General features: G+C 61.4%; 15 protein-coding genes. 6 read left to right on the top strand and 9 right to left on the bottom strand.

Features of this window, described 5'->3' with window-relative positions:
- Nucleotides 1–11: 11 nt before the first annotated feature.
- The 3 genes from rsmB to def all read right to left on the bottom strand — a co-directional run bounded on the left by rsmB (nt 12) and on the right by def (nt 2,851).
- A complete protein-coding gene (rsmB, locus tag AB4N33_RS21600; RefSeq protein ID WP_476458212.1) occupies nt 12–1,322 on the bottom strand; it encodes a 16S rRNA (cytosine(967)-C(5))-methyltransferase RsmB in 1,311 nt (436 codons plus the stop codon).
- On the bottom strand, nt 1,319–2,278 hold the full coding sequence (gene fmt / locus AB4N33_RS21595; protein ID WP_476458211.1) for a methionyl-tRNA formyltransferase: 960 nt from the start codon (nt 2,276–2,278) through the stop codon (nt 1,319–1,321). Before fmt ends, rsmB begins: the two co-directional genes overlap by 4 nt.
- A gap of 66 nt (nt 2,279–2,344) precedes the next feature.
- Nucleotides 2,345–2,851, bottom strand: a complete 507-nt coding sequence (gene def, locus AB4N33_RS21590) for a peptide deformylase (RefSeq protein WP_460119409.1) — start codon at nt 2,849–2,851, stop codon at nt 2,345–2,347.
- Nucleotides 2,852–3,018: 167 nt separating this feature from the next.
- Here def and AB4N33_RS21585 point away from each other — a divergent pair, with 167 nt between their 5' ends.
- The 3 genes from AB4N33_RS21585 to tsaC all read left to right on the top strand — a co-directional run bounded on the left by AB4N33_RS21585 (nt 3,019) and on the right by tsaC (nt 5,837).
- Complete coding sequence (locus tag AB4N33_RS21585; protein ID WP_460119407.1) at nt 3,019–4,044, top strand: LysM peptidoglycan-binding domain-containing protein; 1,026 nt, start codon at nt 3,019–3,021, stop codon at nt 4,042–4,044.
- 80 nt (nt 4,045–4,124) lie between these two features.
- Nucleotides 4,125–5,225: a DNA-processing protein DprA gene (gene dprA / locus AB4N33_RS21580; protein ID WP_460119405.1), complete on the top strand. Its 1,101-nt coding sequence runs from the start codon at nt 4,125–4,127 to the stop codon at nt 5,223–5,225.
- A gap of 54 nt (nt 5,226–5,279) precedes the next feature.
- Entirely contained in the window at nt 5,280–5,837 is a 558-nt protein-coding gene (tsaC, locus tag AB4N33_RS21575; protein WP_460119403.1) for an L-threonylcarbamoyladenylate synthase type 1 TsaC, read from the top strand.
- A 93-nt stretch (nt 5,838–5,930) separates the two neighbouring features.
- On the opposite strand, the gene AB4N33_RS21570 is transcribed toward tsaC, so the two are convergent.
- On the bottom strand, nt 5,931–6,908 hold the full coding sequence (locus AB4N33_RS21570; RefSeq protein WP_460140594.1) for an NADPH:quinone reductase: 978 nt from the start codon (nt 6,906–6,908) through the stop codon (nt 5,931–5,933).
- Between the two features lie 179 nt (nt 6,909–7,087).
- On the opposite strand from AB4N33_RS21570, the gene hemF reads away from it, so the two are divergent.
- Together hemF and aroE are read left to right on the top strand one after the other, a co-directional pair.
- On the top strand, nt 7,088–8,002 hold the full coding sequence (gene hemF, locus AB4N33_RS21565; RefSeq protein ID WP_476458210.1) for an oxygen-dependent coproporphyrinogen oxidase: 915 nt from the start codon (nt 7,088–7,090) through the stop codon (nt 8,000–8,002).
- A 13-nt stretch (nt 8,003–8,015) separates the two neighbouring features.
- Entirely contained in the window at nt 8,016–8,837 is an 822-nt protein-coding gene (aroE, locus tag AB4N33_RS21560; protein ID WP_476458209.1) for a shikimate dehydrogenase, read from the top strand.
- 26 nt (nt 8,838–8,863) lie between these two features.
- Here aroE and AB4N33_RS21555 read toward each other — a convergent pair whose 3' ends face one another.
- The 3 genes from AB4N33_RS21555 to betC form a co-directional block, all read right to left on the bottom strand.
- Nucleotides 8,864–10,432 carry a SulP family inorganic anion transporter gene (locus AB4N33_RS21555; protein ID WP_476458208.1) on the bottom strand — a complete coding sequence of 523 codons (1,569 nt, stop codon included), beginning with the start codon at nt 10,430–10,432 and terminating at the stop codon, nt 8,864–8,866.
- A gap of 87 nt (nt 10,433–10,519) precedes the next feature.
- Nucleotides 10,520–11,443 (bottom strand): choline ABC transporter substrate-binding protein, encoded by a 924-nt coding sequence (choX, locus tag AB4N33_RS21550; RefSeq protein ID WP_460119395.1) that lies wholly within the window; start codon nt 11,441–11,443, stop codon nt 10,520–10,522.
- Nucleotides 11,444–11,459: 16 nt separating this feature from the next.
- Nucleotides 11,460–12,974 (bottom strand): choline-sulfatase, encoded by a 1,515-nt coding sequence (gene betC, locus AB4N33_RS21545; protein ID WP_476458207.1) that lies wholly within the window; start codon nt 12,972–12,974, stop codon nt 11,460–11,462.
- 114 nt (nt 12,975–13,088) lie between these two features.
- Between betC and AB4N33_RS21540 the strand changes: the two genes are divergently transcribed.
- Nucleotides 13,089–14,039, top strand: coding sequence for a choline sulfate utilization transcriptional regulator (locus tag AB4N33_RS21540; protein ID WP_476458206.1), 951 nt, complete (start codon nt 13,089–13,091; stop codon nt 14,037–14,039).
- On the opposite strand, the gene AB4N33_RS21535 is transcribed toward AB4N33_RS21540, so the two are convergent.
- Together AB4N33_RS21535 and AB4N33_RS21530 are read right to left on the bottom strand one after the other, a co-directional pair.
- Nucleotides 14,026–14,691: an NAD(P)-dependent oxidoreductase gene (locus tag AB4N33_RS21535; RefSeq protein WP_476458205.1), complete on the bottom strand. Its 666-nt coding sequence runs from the start codon at nt 14,689–14,691 to the stop codon at nt 14,026–14,028. The two genes, AB4N33_RS21540 and AB4N33_RS21535, sit on opposite strands and share 14 nt — an antisense overlap.
- A 197-nt stretch (nt 14,692–14,888) precedes the next feature.
- Nucleotides 14,889–15,290 (bottom strand): GFA family protein, encoded by a 402-nt coding sequence (locus AB4N33_RS21530; protein WP_476458204.1) that lies wholly within the window; start codon nt 15,288–15,290, stop codon nt 14,889–14,891.
- Nucleotides 15,291–15,307 lie beyond the last annotated feature (17 nt).

Here is a 15,307-nt window from a genome sequence, read left to right as displayed (position 1 = left end):
CCTTAAACCGGTTAACCGCGCGCGGCGGCGATCTTGATCAGCTTGGCGTAGTAGAACCCGTCGTGACCCCCTTCCTGGGCCAGCAACTGGCGACCATGAGGCTGCTTCAGGCCGGCTGCCGTAGCAAGGTCCAGCTCGCGGGCGCCCGTCGTGCGGGCGAGGAAGGCTTCGATCACTTCGGTGTTCTCGGTCGGCAGCGTGGAGCAGGTCGCGTACAGCAGGATGCCGCCGACTTCGAGTGTCTTCCACATGGCGTCGAGCAATTCGCCTTGAAGCTGTGCCAGGGCAATGATGTCCTCCGGCTGGCGGGTCAGCTTGATGTCCGGGTGCCGCCGGATCACGCCAGTCGCCGAGCAGGGAGCGTCGAGGAGGATGCGCTGGAAGGGTTTGCCATCCCACCAAGTGGCGGTGTCGCGGCCATCGGCGGCGATCAGTTCGGCATTCAGACGCAGGCGTTCGAGGTTTTCCCGCACCCTCACCAAACGCTTGGCTTCAAGGTCCACCGCAACCACACCGGCCAGTGCCGGTTCGGCTTCGAGGATGTGGCAGGTCTTGCCCCCCGGGGCGCAGCAGGCATCGAGCACCCGCTGTCCGGGGGCGAGGTCGAGCAGGTCGGCGGCCAGTTGCGCCGCTTCGTCCTGCACGCTGATCCAGCCTTCGGCGAAACCCGGCAGGCTGCGCACATCGGTGGCCGCTTCGAGAATGATGCCGTCGCGGCTGTAGACGCAGGCTGCGGCGGCGATGCTGGCGTCGGCGAGCAAGCCCAGGTAGGCATCACGGCTGTGATGGCGGCGGTTGACCCGCAGGATCATCGGCGGGTGCGCATTGTTCGCCGCGCAAATGGCTTCCCACTGCTCTGGCCAGAACGCTTTCAGGGACTTTTGCAGCCAGCGCGGGTGGGCGGTGCGCACCACCGGGTCGTGTTCCAGCTCGGCCAGTAACGCTTCGCTTTCACGCTGGGCGCGGCGCAATACCGCGTTGAGCAGCGCCTTGGCCCAGGGTTTTTTCAGTTTGTCGGCACAACCGACGGTTTCGCCGATGGCCGCGTGGGCTGGGACGCGGCTGTAGATCAGTTGGTAGAGACCGACCAGCAGCAACGCCTCGACATCGGCATCGGCAGCCTTGAACGGTTTCTGCAACAACTTGGCTGCCAGCGCCGAGAGGCGCGGCTGCCAGCGGGCGGTTCCGAACGCCAGGTCCTGGGTAAAACCGCGGTCACGGTCCTCGACCTTGTCCAGTTGCGTGGGCAGCGAACTGTTGAGCGAGGCTTTCCCGCTCAGGACGGCAGCCAGAGCCTTGGCGGCAGCCAGACGGGGATTCATTGAGCCTCCGCCGTTTGGCCGAGCACGGTGCCGATGGCAAATTTCTCACGTCGGCTGTTGAAGAGGTCGCTGAAATTCAGCGCCTTGCCGCCGGGTAATTGCAGACGTGTCAGACACAGCGCCTGCTCACCGCAAGCGACGATCAGACCATCCTTGCTGGCGCCGAGGATTTCTCCTGGCGCGCCTTTGCCTTGCGCGAGGCTGGCAGCCAACACCTTCAATGCTTCGCCGTTCAGCGTACTGTGGGTGATCGGCCATGGGTTGAAGGCGCGAACCAGACGTTCCAGCTCAACCGCCGGGCGGTTCCAATCGATGCGTGCTTCGTCCTTGTTCAATTTGTGCGCGTAGGTGGCGAGGTTGTCATCCTGCACTTCACCTTCCAGCGTTCCCGCCGCAAGACCGGCGATGGCCTGGATGACTGCCGCGGGGCCGATTTGCGCCAGGCGGTCGTGGAGGGTGCCGCCGGTGTCGTCGTCGCTGATTGGCGTAGTGACCTTGAGCAGCATCGGCCCGGTGTCGAGGCCCAGCTCCATGCGCATCACGGTCACGCCGCTCTCGCTGTCGCCGGCTTCGACGGCCCGCTGGATAGGCGCAGCCCCACGCCAGCGTGGCAGCAACGAGGCATGGCTGTTGATGCAACCCAGGCGCGGGATATCCAGCACCGCTTGCGGCAGGATCAGGCCGTAGGCCACCACCACCAGCAAGTCCGGCTTGAGCGCCGCCAGTTCGGCCTGCGCCGCTTCATTGCGCAAGGTGGGTGGTTGCAGCACCGGGATGTCGTGTTCCTGAGCCAACTGCTTGACCGGACTGGGCATCAGCTTTTGCCCGCGACCCGCCGGGCGGTCCGGCTGGGTGTAGACGGCGACGATCTCGTAAGGGCTGTCGAGCAGCGCCTTGAGATGTTCGGCGGCGAATTCCGGGGTGCCGGCAAAGACGATGCGCAGTGGCTCAGTCATGGGGAACTCTCATTAAAGCAATTGCAAAGAAAAGGCTTGCCGCAGCAAGCCTTTGAAGGGAGGGCATCAAGCGTTCTGGCGATGGATCTTTTCCAGTTTCTTCTTGATCCGGTCGCGTTTGAGGCTGGACAGGTAGTCGACGAACAATTTGCCATTGAGGTGGTCGCATTCATGCTGGATGCACACGGCGAGCAGACCTTCGGCGATCAGTTCGTAAGGTTGGCCGTCGCGGTCCAGGGCCTTGATCTTGACCTTTTGCGGGCGATCGACGTTTTCGTAGAAGCCCGGCACCGAGAGGCAGCCTTCCTGATATTGCTCCATCTCCTCGGTCAGCGGTTCGAACTCGGGGTTGATGAACACCCGTGGTTCGCTGCGGTCTTCGGAGAGGTCCATGACGACGATACGTTTGTGCACGTTGACCTGGGTCGCGGCAAGGCCGATGCCTGGCGCTTCATACATTGTTTCAAACATGTCGTCGACCAACTGACGCACTTCGTCGTCCACTACGGCCACTGGTTTGGCAATAGTGCGCAGGCGCGAGTCGGGGAATTCGAGGATGTCTAAAATGGCCATAAGATCAACTGATGCACGTGTGAGGTAAAGTCGGGTCGATGGCCTGGCGGGTCTGAAGATGCCGGCTACCGTTGTAAAACGTAGCTCCTTTTTCTCAATTGAGCAGGGAGCGGGCCACGAAGGCTCTGGCGTTTCACGCGAACGCACATGATAAAGGGATTCACCGCATGAGGAAATCACTACTCGCCCTGCTGCTCCTGGCTTCGGCCGGTTTTGCGCACGGGCAAGTGCAGCTCAGGGAAGGTTTTCCACAGCAATACACCGTCGTAGCAGGAGACACACTCTGGGACATCGCCGGCAAATTCCTGCGCGAGCCCTGGAAATGGCCTGAGCTCTGGCAGGTCAATCCGCAGATCCAGAATCCCAACCTGATCTACCCAGGCGACTTGCTATCGCTGGTCTACGTCGATGGCCAGCCGCGCCTGACCCTCAATCGTGGCGCATCCCGGGGCACCATCAAGCTGTCGCCACGGGTGCGCAGTTCACCGGTGGCCGACGCGATCCCGAGCATCCCGCTACAAGCGATCAACAGTTTCCTGCTGAGCAATCGCATCGTCGACAAGGCCGAGGATTTCGACAAGGCGCCCTACATCGTCGCCGGTGATGCCGAAAGGGTGCTCAGTGGCACCGGTGACCGCATCTTCGCCCGTGGCCACTTCGATCAGCAGCACCCGGTCTATGGCATTTTCCGCCAGGGCAAGGTCTATACCGACCCCGAGAGCAAGGAGTTTCTGGGGATCAACGCCGACGACATTGGCGGCGGTGAGGTGGTCGCCACTGAAGGTGATGTCGCCACCCTCGCCCTGCAACGCACAACCCAGGAAGTGCGTCTTGGCGATCGGCTGTTCAGTAGCGAAGAACGGTCGATCAACTCGACGTTCATGCCCAGTGCGCCAGCCAGTGAGATCAATGGCCTGATCATCGATGTGCCGCGCGGAGTCACGCAGATTGGCGCGCTGGACGTAGTGACGCTGAACAAGGGGCAACGTGACGGCCTGGCCGAAGGCAATGTACTGGTGGTGATGAAAACAGGTGAAACCGTGCGCGATCGGATCACCGGCCAGCCGTTGAAGATTCCCGATGAGCGTGCCGGTTTGCTGATGGTATTCCGCACCTACGACAAGCTCAGTTATGGCCTGGTGCTCAACGCTTCGCGGTCCCTGGCGGTGATGGACAAGGTGCGTAATCCTTAGCCTGCTTCACAACTTACCAACAGAGTTATCCACAGCTTGTTCCTGCTGGAAAGGAACTCATAAACGATCAAGGATGATCCATGACCGTGTCTGCCATAACACCGGTTTCCCCTGCGGAACTGGAAGCTCGACTACGTCTGCATCGTTTGCCGGCGCTCGGCCCGGTGCGATTCAAAAAACTGCTTGAAGCCTTCGGCTCTGCTTCCAAAGCCATCGGTGCACCGGCCAGCGCCTGGCGTTCGCTGGGCCTGCCGATGGCCTGTGCCGAGGCGCGGCGCAGCACTGAGGTGCGCGATGGTGCCAGCCATGCATTGGCCTGGCTAGAGCGTTCGGGCCAGCATTTGTTGATGTGGGACCAGCCCGACTATCCGGCGCTGCTGGCAGAAATCAGCGCTGCACCGCCGCTGCTGTTTGTTGCTGGCAACCCGGGCATTCTGGAAAAGCCGCAGTTGGCGATGGTCGGTAGCCGTCGCGCTTCGCGACCAGGCATGGACACTGCGGCGGCGTTTTCCAGAAGCCTGGCCGGGGCAGGTTTTGTCATCACCAGTGGCTTGGCGCTGGGCATCGATGCCGCCGCGCATCAAGCTGCGCTGAATGTCGGCGGGCAAACGGTCGGCGTCCTCGGGACCGGCATCGAAAATTTTTATCCACAGCGCAACCGCAGGCTGGCTGACGACATGATCGCGTCGGGCAGCGCGGTGGTTTCCGAGTTCCCGTTGGATGCCGGCCCCACCGCGAGCAACTTTCCGAGGCGCAACCGCATCATCAGCGGGCTGTCACTCGGCGTGCTGGTGGTGGAGGCCAGCGTGGCCAGCGGTTCGTTGATCACGGCGAGGTTGGCAGCGGAGCAGGGTCGGGAGGTGTATGCGATTCCGGGATCGATTCATCATCCCGGTGCCAGAGGTTGTCATCAGTTGATCCGCGACGGTGCGACGCTGGTAGAGACCATCGAACATATCCTCGAGGCCCTGCGCGGCTGGCAGCAGTTACCCTTATCCACAGAGACGCCGACGACAAATCACCCGCTGCTGGCCCTTTTGCATGCGGCGCCTCACACCAGCGAAGCGCTGGCTGAAAGCAGCGGTTGGGCATTGCCCAAAGTGCTGGCGGCGTTGACCGAACTGGAAATGGATGGCCGTGCGAGCTGCGAAAGCGGGCGGTGGTTTGCACGGGTGAGCTAGGTTTTACAAGGAAGATCGGTAAACTGCGCAGAGCCTAATTCCGGAGAGTTTTTCATGGTCAACAGTTGGCGTGTGCAACAAGCCGCGCAAGCCGTTCGCGCAGGAGCGGTGATTGCCTATCCAACCGAGGCGGTCTGGGGTCTGGGTTGCGACCCGTGGGACGAAGAGGCGGTGGAGCGTCTGCTGCTGATCAAGGGGCGCGCAGTCGACAAGGGGCTGATCCTGGTGGCCGACAACATTCGGCAGTTCGATTTTCTCTTCGAAGATTTCCCCGAGCTGTGGATGGACCGCATGGCCAGCACCTGGCCGGGGCCGAACACTTGGCTGGTGCCCCATCAGAACCTGTTACCCGAGTGGATCACCGGGGTGCACGACACGGTGGCGCTGCGAGTCAGCGATCACCCGCTGGTGAGAGACTTGTGTGCGCTGGTCGGACCGCTGGTGTCGACATCGGCCAACCCCCAAGGAAAACCTGCGGCGCGTACGCGGTTGCGGGTGGAGCAGTATTTCCGTGGGGAGGTTGATTTCGTGTTGGGCGGCAACCTGGGCGGGCGCAAGAACCCGAGCCTGATTCGTGATCTGGCGACGGGGAATGTGATTCGTCCGGCTTGAGACCGTGGTGCCTTCATCGCGAGCAAGCCCGTTCCTACGGGTTTGTGAACGGCGTAGCCCCCTGTAGAAGCGAGCTTGCTTGCGATGGGGACCTCAAGGCAACAGGATGGTCGAACCGGTCGTACGCCGCGCCGACAACTCGGTCTGCGCCTTCGCCGCTTCAGCCAGCGGATAGCGCTGGCTGATATCGACCTTCAGCTTGCCGCTGATGATCATCTCGAACACTTCATCTGCCATGCGCTGCAGGTTTTCGGCGTTGTTGGCGTAGGTCGCCAGGGTTGGCCGGGTGACGTACAGCGAGCCTTTCGCCGAAAGAATGCCCAGGTTCACCCCATCCACGGCACCGGAAGCATTGCCGAAACTCACCACCAGGCCGCGAGGTGCGGTGCTGTCCAGCGAGGTCAGCCAAGTGTCCTTGCCGACGCCGTCGTACACCACCGGCACCTTCTTGCCGTCAGTCAACTCCAGCACCCGTTGTGCGACGTTTTCCACGCTGTAATCGATGGTCGCCCATGCACCGTTGGCTTTCGCCAGCGCGGCTTTTTCCGGCGAACTGACCGTGCCGATCAGCTTCACGCCGAGAGCCTTGGCCCATTGGCAGGCCAGGGAACCGACACCGCCGGCCGCCGCGTGGAACAGGATGGTTTCGCCACCCTTGAGCTCATAGGTCTGGCGCAACAGGTATTGCACCGTCAGGCCCTTGAGCATGACGCCGGCGGCCTGTTCGAAGCTGATTGCATCCGGCAGATGAACCAGATTGGCTTCCGGCAGTACGTGCACGTCGCTGTAGGCACCCAGTGGGCCACTGCCGTAGGCCACGCGGTCACCGACCTTGAAGCGAGTCACCGCGCTGCCTACGGCCTCGACCACGCCCGCGCCTTCGGAGCCCACGCCAGACGGCAAGGACGGCGGCGCGTAAAGGCCGCTGCGGTAGTAGGTATCGATGAAATTCAGGCCGATGGCCTTGTTCGTCACGCGCACTTGCTGCGGGCCGGGCTCGGCCGGTTGGTAATCCACATACTCAAGTACTTCGGGCCCGCCATGGGTGCGGAACTGGACACGCTTTGCCATCAGAACTCTCCTTGGGTCTTGGTACCAGGGCTGTAACGCCAAGCCCTCTATCGGACTCCTAAGCTTGATCTTCGTCAACAGCGACGCGGGCGCCTGCGATGTTATGCTACGCGCCCATTTGCGCCGGACCCCGCTCCGCTGGGGCGCCGCGTAGTTTTGCCCTGATCCAAGGTGATGACATGACGACCCGCACCGAGGCCGTAAAAGCCTATCTGCTCGACCTGCAAGACCGCATTTGTGCTGCCCTGGAAGCCGAAGACGGCGCCACGCAGTTCGTCGAAGACGCCTGGACCCGTGCGGCAGGCGGCGGCGGTCGCACCCGGGTGATCGAGAATGGCGCGGTCATCGAAAAGGGCGGCGTGAACTTTTCCCACGTTTTTGGCAGCGGTCTCCCACCGTCCGCCAGCGCCCATCGGCCGGAATTGGCCGGGCGTGGCTTCGAAGCCCTGGGCGTGTCGCTGGTGATTCACCCGCACAACCCGCAGGTGCCAACTTCCCACGCCAACGTGCGTTTTTTCATCGCGGAAAAAGAAGGTGAAGAACCGGTCTGGTGGTTTGGCGGCGGCTTTGACCTCACCCCCTACTACGGCAATGTCGAAGACTGTGTGCATTGGCACCGTGTTGCCGAGCAGGCCTGCGCGCCGTTCGGTCCAGACGTCTACTCACGCTACAAGGCCTGGTGCGACAGCTATTTCCATATCAAGCATCGCCACGAGCCACGCGGTATTGGCGGCCTGTTTTTCGATGACTTGAACGAGTGGGACTTCGACACCTGCTTCGCCTTCATCCGTGCCATCGGTGATGCCTACATCGACGCCTACCTGCCAATCGTGCAGCGCCGCAAGAACGATACGTTCACCGCCCAACAGCGCGAGTTCCAGGAATTTCGTCGCGGCCGTTACGTCGAGTTCAACCTGGTGTATGACCGAGGCACGCTGTTCGGCCTGCAGTCGGGTGGGCGCACCGAGTCGATCCTGATGTCGCTGCCACCCCAGGTTCGCTGGGGCTATGACTGGAAAGCCGAGCCGGGCACCGAAGAAGCCCGTCTGACCGAGTATTTCCTGCAAGATCGCGATTGGTTGGCCGAGGCCTGAACGAGGAAACCTGATGGACCGTTACGTCGTATTCGGCAACCCGATTGGCCACAGCAAGTCGCCGATGATTCACCGGTTGTTTGCCGAGCAGACCGCTCAGCAACTGGATTACAGCACTTCACTGGCGCCGCTCGAGGATTTTTCGGTCTTCGCCCGGGGATTTTTCCTCGAAGGGCGCGGGGCGAATGTGACGGTGCCGTTCAAGGAAGAAGCGTTTCGCCTGGCAGACAGCCTGACGGCGCGTGCCCAACGGGCTGGCGCGGTGAACACCCTGAGCAAACTCGCCGACGGCACCCTGCTGGGCGACAACACCGATGGTGCCGGACTGGTGCGGGACCTGACGGTCAATGCCGGGTTCAGCCTCAAGGGCAAACGCATCCTGCTGCTCGGCGCCGGTGGTGCGGTGCGTGGAGCGCTGGAACCACTTTTGGCCGAGCAGCCGGCTTCGGTGATCATCGCCAACCGCACGGTGGAAAAGGCCGAGCTGCTGGCCGAGCTGTTTGCGGACCTGGGGCCGGTGTCGGCCAGTGGTTTCGATTGGCTGCACGAGTCGGTGGACCTGATCATCAACGCGACGTCGGCGAGCCTGTCCGGTGATGTCCCGCCGATTGCCGGCAGCCTGGTCGAGCCCGGCAAGACCGTCTGCTACGACATGATGTACGGCAAGGAACCGACTGCGTTCTGCCGCTGGGCAACGCAGCAGGGCGCAGCGGTGTCGATGGATGGCCTGGGCATGCTCGCGGAGCAGGCGGCGGAAGCCTTCTTCCTGTGGCGTGGCGTGCGCCCGGACACGGCGCCGGTGCTGGCGGAGTTGCGTCGGCAGTTGGCTGCATAAACCGGACGCTCCTACAGGGTGGTGTTTCAATCCTCGAACCGTATCGGGCACTTCTGCGCCCCCTCAAGCTTCCTCAGCTCCTCCACCACCGGCGGCCGAGCCCCACGCAGCGTCAGGCTGCGATCCTGACGCAACAGCCGTCGTGCCTCCTGATGCAGCATTTCCACCCCTGAATAGTCGATGAAGTTGATCTGCTGCGCTTCGATCACCACGCGCGCGGCGTTCATCCGTTGCAGGCGCACTTGCAGGTAATGGCTGGCGCCGAAGAAGATCGAGCCGCCGACCCGCAGAATGTCCTCGTCGCCGTCACGCCAGTGCTGGACCCGTGGTTGCGAGGTGCGTTTAAGGTAGAAGAACAGCGACGCGAGCACGCCGGCGTAGATCGCGGTTTGCAATTGCAGCAGCAGCGTGGCGACGCAGGTCAGTGCCATCACCGCGAATTCCGCGCGGCTGACCCGCAGCAAGGCACGGATGCCGCGATGGTCCACCAGCCCCCAAGCGATCAACAGAATGCTGCCTGCCATGGCCGGGATCGGAATGTGCGCAATCAGGTTGGCGCCGAAGATGGCAAACAGCGCCACCCAGACGGCGGAAAAAATCCCTGCCAGCGGTGAGCAGGCGCCGGCTTCGAAGCTCAACCCAGAGCGTGTGAAGGAGCCGGCCGACAGGGACCCGGAAAAAAACGCCCCGACAATGTTCGACAAGCCCTGTGCACGTACCTCCTGGTTCGCATCGAGCAATTGCTGTGAACGCGCCGACAGGGAGCGGGCAATCGACAGGCTGGTGACCAGCCCGAGCATTCCCACTGCGACGGCGCTGGGCAACAGTCGAAGGACCACATCCAGGTCCAGCGGCAACGGGCTGAACGGCGGCAACCGGCCGACAAAGGTACTGACCAGGCCGACATGGCCGAACATCGAGGGCCACCACCACACCACCAGCCCGCTCAGTACCAACGTGATTAACAAGGTTGGCCAGCGCGGCAACAGCATTTTCAGGATCACGCCCACCACCACGGTCGATACGCCGAGCACCAGTGAGGGGCGATCAACTTCGCCCAAGTGGTGAAACAGTGTCATGAAACTGTCCAGCGCCGTCGCCTGGTTGGGTACATCCAGCCCTAGCAGGTTGGGCATCTGGCCAATGGCGATGACCACCGCTGCGCCCAGGGTGAACCCCAGCACCACCGAGTGTGAAACGAAATTGACCAAAGCGCCGAACCGCAGCAGCCCCAACAACCACTGGAAAACCCCGGCCAGGAACGTCAGCAGCAGGATCAGCGTGATGTAGTCCTTGGAAGCCGGCACCGCCAGCGGACTGACACTGGCATACAACACAATCGAAATGGCCGCCGTAGGGCCGCAGATCAGATGCCAGGATGAACCCCACAGACAGGCGATCAGCACCGGGATGATGGCGGCGTACAGGCCGTACTCCGGTGGGAGGCCCGCGATCAGGGCGTAGGCAATGGACTGCGGTAACGCAAGAATGGCGCCGCTCAAGCCAACGATCAGGTCACGCCCGACGCTGGCGCGGGTTTGCCGGGGCAACCAACTGAGGAAGGGAAAGAGCGAATGGCGGCTTGGAAGGGCCATGGGTCCTCTCGGTCAGGGTTTTGCGAAAGAGTAACAGCAGATGACATTGTGGGAGCGGCGGTGCGCAGCTCCCACAGGGGGAGAACGTTAAAGCTTGGCCTTGACCACCGGCAACGCCTCCTTGCCATCCAGGGTCTTCACGCCGTCCAGCCACTTGTCCAGCACAGCCGGGTTGGCCTTGATCCACGCCTTGGCCGCATCGGCGTTGCTCAGCTTCTTGTTCACCACCTCAGCCATGATGCTGTTTTCCATGTCCTGGGTGAAACTCAGGTTGGTCAGCAACTTGCCAACATTCGGGCAGGCCTGGGCATAGCCCTTGCGCGTCAGGGTGTGCACGGTGCCGGTGTCACCGAAGTACTTCTCGCCACCCTTGAGGTAATGCATTTTCAACTGCACGTTCATCGGGTGAGGCGTCCAGCCGAGGAAGGTCACGAATTTCTGCTTCTTCACGGCCCGCGACACTTCAGCCAGCATGGCCTGTTCGCTGGATTCCACGAGCTTCCACTGCCCCATGTCAAAGTCGTTTTTCTTGATCATGTCCTGCAGCGAAATGTTGGCCGGCGCGCCGGAGCCGATGCCATAGATTTTCTTGTCGAACTTGTCGGCGTATTTGTTCAGGTCGGCAAAGTTATGCACACCCGCGTCCCAGACATAGTCCGGCACGGCGAGGGTGAATTCGGTGCCGTCGAGGTTTTTCGCCAGTTGCGTCACGTCACCGGTAGCCACGAATTTGTCGTAGAAACCTTGTTGCGCTGGCATCCAGTTACCCAGGAACACGTCGACCTGGCCGTCCTTCAAACCCCCGAAGGTGATGGGCACCGCGAGGGTGTCGACCTTGGCCTTGTAGCCCATGCCGTCCAGCAGAAACCCGGTGATGGCGTTGGTCGCGGCAATGTCACTCCAGCCGGGATCGGCCATCTTCACCGTCTCGCAGCTCTTGTCGTCGGCAAATGCCGAGGCACTGCCCAGAGCCAACAGACCGATTGTCAGTGCTGTGGATAACTTTTGCATGGACTTCCCCTTAACATTATTGGTTTTGGCAGGGTTGTGGATAACGTGCTTTGCGCTCCAGGTCGTCGAGGTCGATGTGGTTGCGCATGTACTGCTGACTGGCGTCCACCAGTGGCTGGTGATCCCAGCTCTTCAGCTTGCCGATGGTCAGCGCATCGGCAACGAAACGCCGACGACGTTGACTGGCGAGCACCTGCTGGTGAATCGCCGGGATATCCCATTTGGCCCGTGCTTCGGCGAGAAATTCATCGAACAGCCCACGATGTTGCGCAGACTGGCTGAGTTCTTCCTGCTCGCAGGGGTCATTGTTTATGTCGAAGAGCAGGCAAGGGTCTTGCTCGCTGTAGATGAATTTGTAGGCGCCGCGGCGAATCATCATCAACGGGCTGGTGGTGCCTTCGGCCATGTACTCACCAAACACTTCGTCATGACCGCCCTGCCCTTGCAGGTGCGGCACCAGGGAGCGACCATCCAGTGGCAACCCCGGCTCCAGTGAGCCGCCAGCCAGTTCGACGAAGGTGGGCAACAGGTCGGCGGTCGACACGGCGGCGCTGACCCGTCCTGCACCGAACTGCCCGGGCGCGGTGATCAACATCGGTACGCGGGCTGACATTTCGAACCAGTGCATTTTGTACCAGAGCCCGCGTTCGCCGAGCATGTCGCCATGGTCGCCGGAAAAGACGATGATGGTGTCGTCGATCAACCCGGTTTCTTCGAGCGTTTGCAGGAGTTTGCCGACGTTGCTGTCGATATAGCTGCACGCACCGAAGTAGGCGCGTCGCGCGTCGCGGATCTTATCCACAGGCAACGGCTTGTCCCATAAGTCGTAAACCTTGAGCAAACGTTGGGAGTGAGGGTCGAGCTCGCTCTGCGCCGGCGTTTCCGGCAACGGGATCTCACTGTCTTCGTACAGATTCCAGAACGCCTTGGGAATCGTGTACGGGTCGTGCGGGTGAGTCATCGACACGGTCAGGCAAAACGGCTGGTCGCCCTCTTCGCGCACGTGATCGAACAGATACTGCTGGGCCTTGAATACCACCTCTTCATCGAAATCCAGCTGGTTGGTACGCACGCACGGCCCGGCTTGCAGCACCGAAGACATGTTGTGATACCAGGTGGGACGCACATCCGGCTCGTCCCAGTTTACCGCCCAGCCGTAGTCGGCTGGGTAGATGTCGCTGGTCAGGCGTTCTTCATAGCCGTGCAGTTGGTCCGGACCGCAAAAGTGCATCTTGCCCGACAGCGCCGTCCGGTAGCCCAGGCGACGCAGATAGTGGGCGTACGTCGGCACGTCGGCGGGGAAATCGGCAGCGTTGTCATAGGCGCCGATCTTGCTCGGCAACTGACCGCTGACCAGGGTAAAACGCGACGGCGCGCACAGGGGGCTATTGCAGTAGGCGGCATCGAACACCACGCCTTGGGCGGCGAGGCGGCTGAGATTCGGGAGTTTGATAGGCGAAGGGCCGTAGAACGGCAACATTGGCGCGGCCATTTGATCGGCCATGATGAAAAGAATGTTCTTGCGCTTCATGTGATCGCGGCATTCCATAGTGAATATTTATGCGAAAGTGCTGCAATCGAGGATGGATTCCATGCTCTTTGTGGTAAAGCCCATGCAAGACAATGACTAGGATAAGCACAGCTTATGTATGACGCCTTGGGTGATTTGTCCCTGGATCTGCTTCGGGCTTTCGAGGCGGCTGCGCGCCAACGCAGTTTCACCGCTGCGGCTGTGGAGCTGGGCACGACGCAGCCGGCGATCAGTCAGCAGATCAAGCGTCTGGAAGATCAACTCGCCACGCGTTTGTTCGACCGCATTTATCGCGGCATAGAAATGACCGAGGCTGGGGCGATCCTATTTGAGCAAGTTCAGCTCGGTTTGCTGAATATCGATGCAGGATTGAGCGCAATCAGCACTCAGAATCAACACGAAGTGTTACAGGTTGCCACCGATTTCGCCTTCGCCGCCTATTGGTTGATGCCGCGTCTGCACCGTTTCCATGCGGCCAACCCGCAGGTGGATGTCAGCCTGGTCACCAGCGAGCGGAGCCTCAACATGCTGCGCACGGATATCGATGTGGCCGTGTTGTTCGGTGATGGCCGATTCAAGCAGGGCGAAAGTCATTGGCTGTTCAGTGAAGAGGTCTTTCCGGTATGCAGCCCACTGCTGGTGGCGGACCGACCCCTGCCCTTGCCCGCTCAAGCGTTGCTGGAGTTACCTCTGTTGCATTTACGCGGCGAGAACAGCAGCAAATGGTTCGATTGGAGTGGCGTGTTTCGTGGACTCGGCCTTAGCTCGGCGCCTGCGCCTGGCCAGTTGCGCTTTGACAATTACACGCTGCTGATCCAGGCCGCGATTGGTGGCCAGGGTGTGGCAATCGGTTGGCGGCACCTTGTGGATAACTTGCTGGAGCAGGGGTTGTTGTGTCGTCCGATTGCCGACACGGTCATTTCCCGTCAGGGTTACTACGTGGTGCTGCCGCCCCGCAAACGACGCGGGGCGCTGATCCAGCAGTTCGTCGACTGGTTGATGGCCGAACAGGCCAGCAGCGCGCAATCGCTCAGCGGCCTGACATTGCCGTCTATTGCGGTGTAGTACCCACGAAGCTGATGTGCTCACCCACGTGCAGGTTCAAGTGCATTTCATCGGCGATACCTGTCGCGACGCGACTGAGACGTTCGAGCGGTTCGGCCAAGCCGGGTTCCAGACTGCTGCTGACCTGGCTGAAATGCTCGATGGTCAGCCCCGCCACGCCTCGCGGTGCGTCGATCAGCGTCCAGTGCAGCGAGCTGCTTTGCAGGGCCTCGCGGATTTCTTCTGCGGCGTGGCGCTGCAGTTGGTCCTCAATCTCCGGGTCATCCAGCAGTTCGAAATCACCCACCAGAAACAATCGCGAAATGCCCGCCGCCTGCAGGCCATCGACTAATGCATCAACCGCCAGCACTTGCTCCACAGGCCCCGGCACAATGCTTCTTTCCACGTGCTCGCTGTTGAATGGCAGCCCTGGTGCATCCAGCAGGCAGATCACTGCCGAGCAGCCCGCCACGCTCTGCTTGACCCGCTCGGCATCGAACAGGTCACCGGTCTTGGTGCGCAAACCGGGGCGCGGGGCCAAGGCCGTCAGTTCATCGAGTATCGCGATGACTTCATGCTGACGGCGCAGCATTTCAGCCATCAGCGCACTGCCCAGGCTACTCATGGCACCATACAGCACCACTTTGATGACTGGGGTTTCTGCATTTTTCATGGCTGATCTCCACACTTTCATACGTATATGGCGTGTGACCTGCGGTAATCGGTGAGGGTTCGAATGGGTTTGGAGGGATTGCCATGCAGCAGATCAAGGGCTATCACGCCCATGTGTATTTCGACGTGAACAGCATCGATCAAGCGCGGGGGTTCTGGATGGGCGCGATCCGGCCATTGGACCTGTCTATTTTTTGATCACAGGGTTTCTTCGGCTTCACCCGGCAGGTGTTCGTCCAGGTGCAACCACGGCAGGCGGCTGTCGGTCCAGATGTGGCGCTCGGCCGGCGCCTGGTCCGGGTGATCGAGGGTGGCGATGGTCAGGTCGATGCTTTCCGGGCTCAGCCGGGTCACCAAGGCGAGCTGCGCCCCACATTTCGGACAGAAGTAGCGTACGCAACTGGCTGAAGAGTCGTACTGCGCCGGCGTGCCTGCAAGCCATTCGAAGGCTGCGGCCGGCACGGTGATCCAGGTGGTGACGATGCCGCCGCTGACCCGTCGGCAAATCGAGCAGTGGCAATGGGCGATGTCACGCAGCGGTCCGCTGAACTGGTAGCGCAGCTGGCCGCAGTGGCAGCCGCCGGCGTGGGTGTCGGTCATGTCTGTTGCTCCTGCGG

It is taken from the genome of Pseudomonas sp. S1_E05 (assembly GCF_056337105.1).
The sequence above is the reverse complement of the archived record's forward strand: the minus strand, read 5'-3'. Positions and strand labels throughout refer to the sequence as shown.

Coding starts and splice junctions, on each gene's coding strand:
- rsmB (WP_476458212.1), bottom strand. CDS start 1,322: ATGAATCCCCGTCTGGCTGCCGCCAAGGCTCTGGCTGCCGTCCTGAGC.
- fmt (WP_476458211.1), bottom strand. CDS start 2,278: ATGACTGAGCCACTGCGCATCGTCTTTGCCGGCACCCCGGAATTCGCC.
- def (WP_460119409.1), bottom strand. CDS start 2,851: ATGGCCATTTTAGACATCCTCGAATTCCCCGACTCGCGCCTGCGCACT.
- AB4N33_RS21585 (WP_460119407.1), top strand. CDS start 3,019: ATGAGGAAATCACTACTCGCCCTGCTGCTCCTGGCTTCGGCCGGTTTT.
- dprA (WP_460119405.1), top strand. CDS start 4,125: ATGACCGTGTCTGCCATAACACCGGTTTCCCCTGCGGAACTGGAAGCT.
- tsaC (WP_460119403.1), top strand. CDS start 5,280: ATGGTCAACAGTTGGCGTGTGCAACAAGCCGCGCAAGCCGTTCGCGCA.
- AB4N33_RS21570 (WP_460140594.1), bottom strand. CDS start 6,908: ATGGCAAAGCGTGTCCAGTTCCGCACCCATGGCGGGCCCGAAGTACTT.
- hemF (WP_476458210.1), top strand. CDS start 7,088: ATGACGACCCGCACCGAGGCCGTAAAAGCCTATCTGCTCGACCTGCAA.
- aroE (WP_476458209.1), top strand. CDS start 8,016: ATGGACCGTTACGTCGTATTCGGCAACCCGATTGGCCACAGCAAGTCG.
- AB4N33_RS21555 (WP_476458208.1), bottom strand. CDS start 10,432: ATGGCCCTTCCAAGCCGCCATTCGCTCTTTCCCTTCCTCAGTTGGTTG.
- choX (WP_460119395.1), bottom strand. CDS start 11,443: ATGCAAAAGTTATCCACAGCACTGACAATCGGTCTGTTGGCTCTGGGC.
- betC (WP_476458207.1), bottom strand. CDS start 12,974: ATGAAGCGCAAGAACATTCTTTTCATCATGGCCGATCAAATGGCCGCG.
- AB4N33_RS21540 (WP_476458206.1), top strand. CDS start 13,089: ATGTATGACGCCTTGGGTGATTTGTCCCTGGATCTGCTTCGGGCTTTC.
- AB4N33_RS21535 (WP_476458205.1), bottom strand. CDS start 14,691: ATGAAAAATGCAGAAACCCCAGTCATCAAAGTGGTGCTGTATGGTGCC.
- AB4N33_RS21530 (WP_476458204.1), bottom strand. CDS start 15,290: ATGACCGACACCCACGCCGGCGGCTGCCACTGCGGCCAGCTGCGCTAC.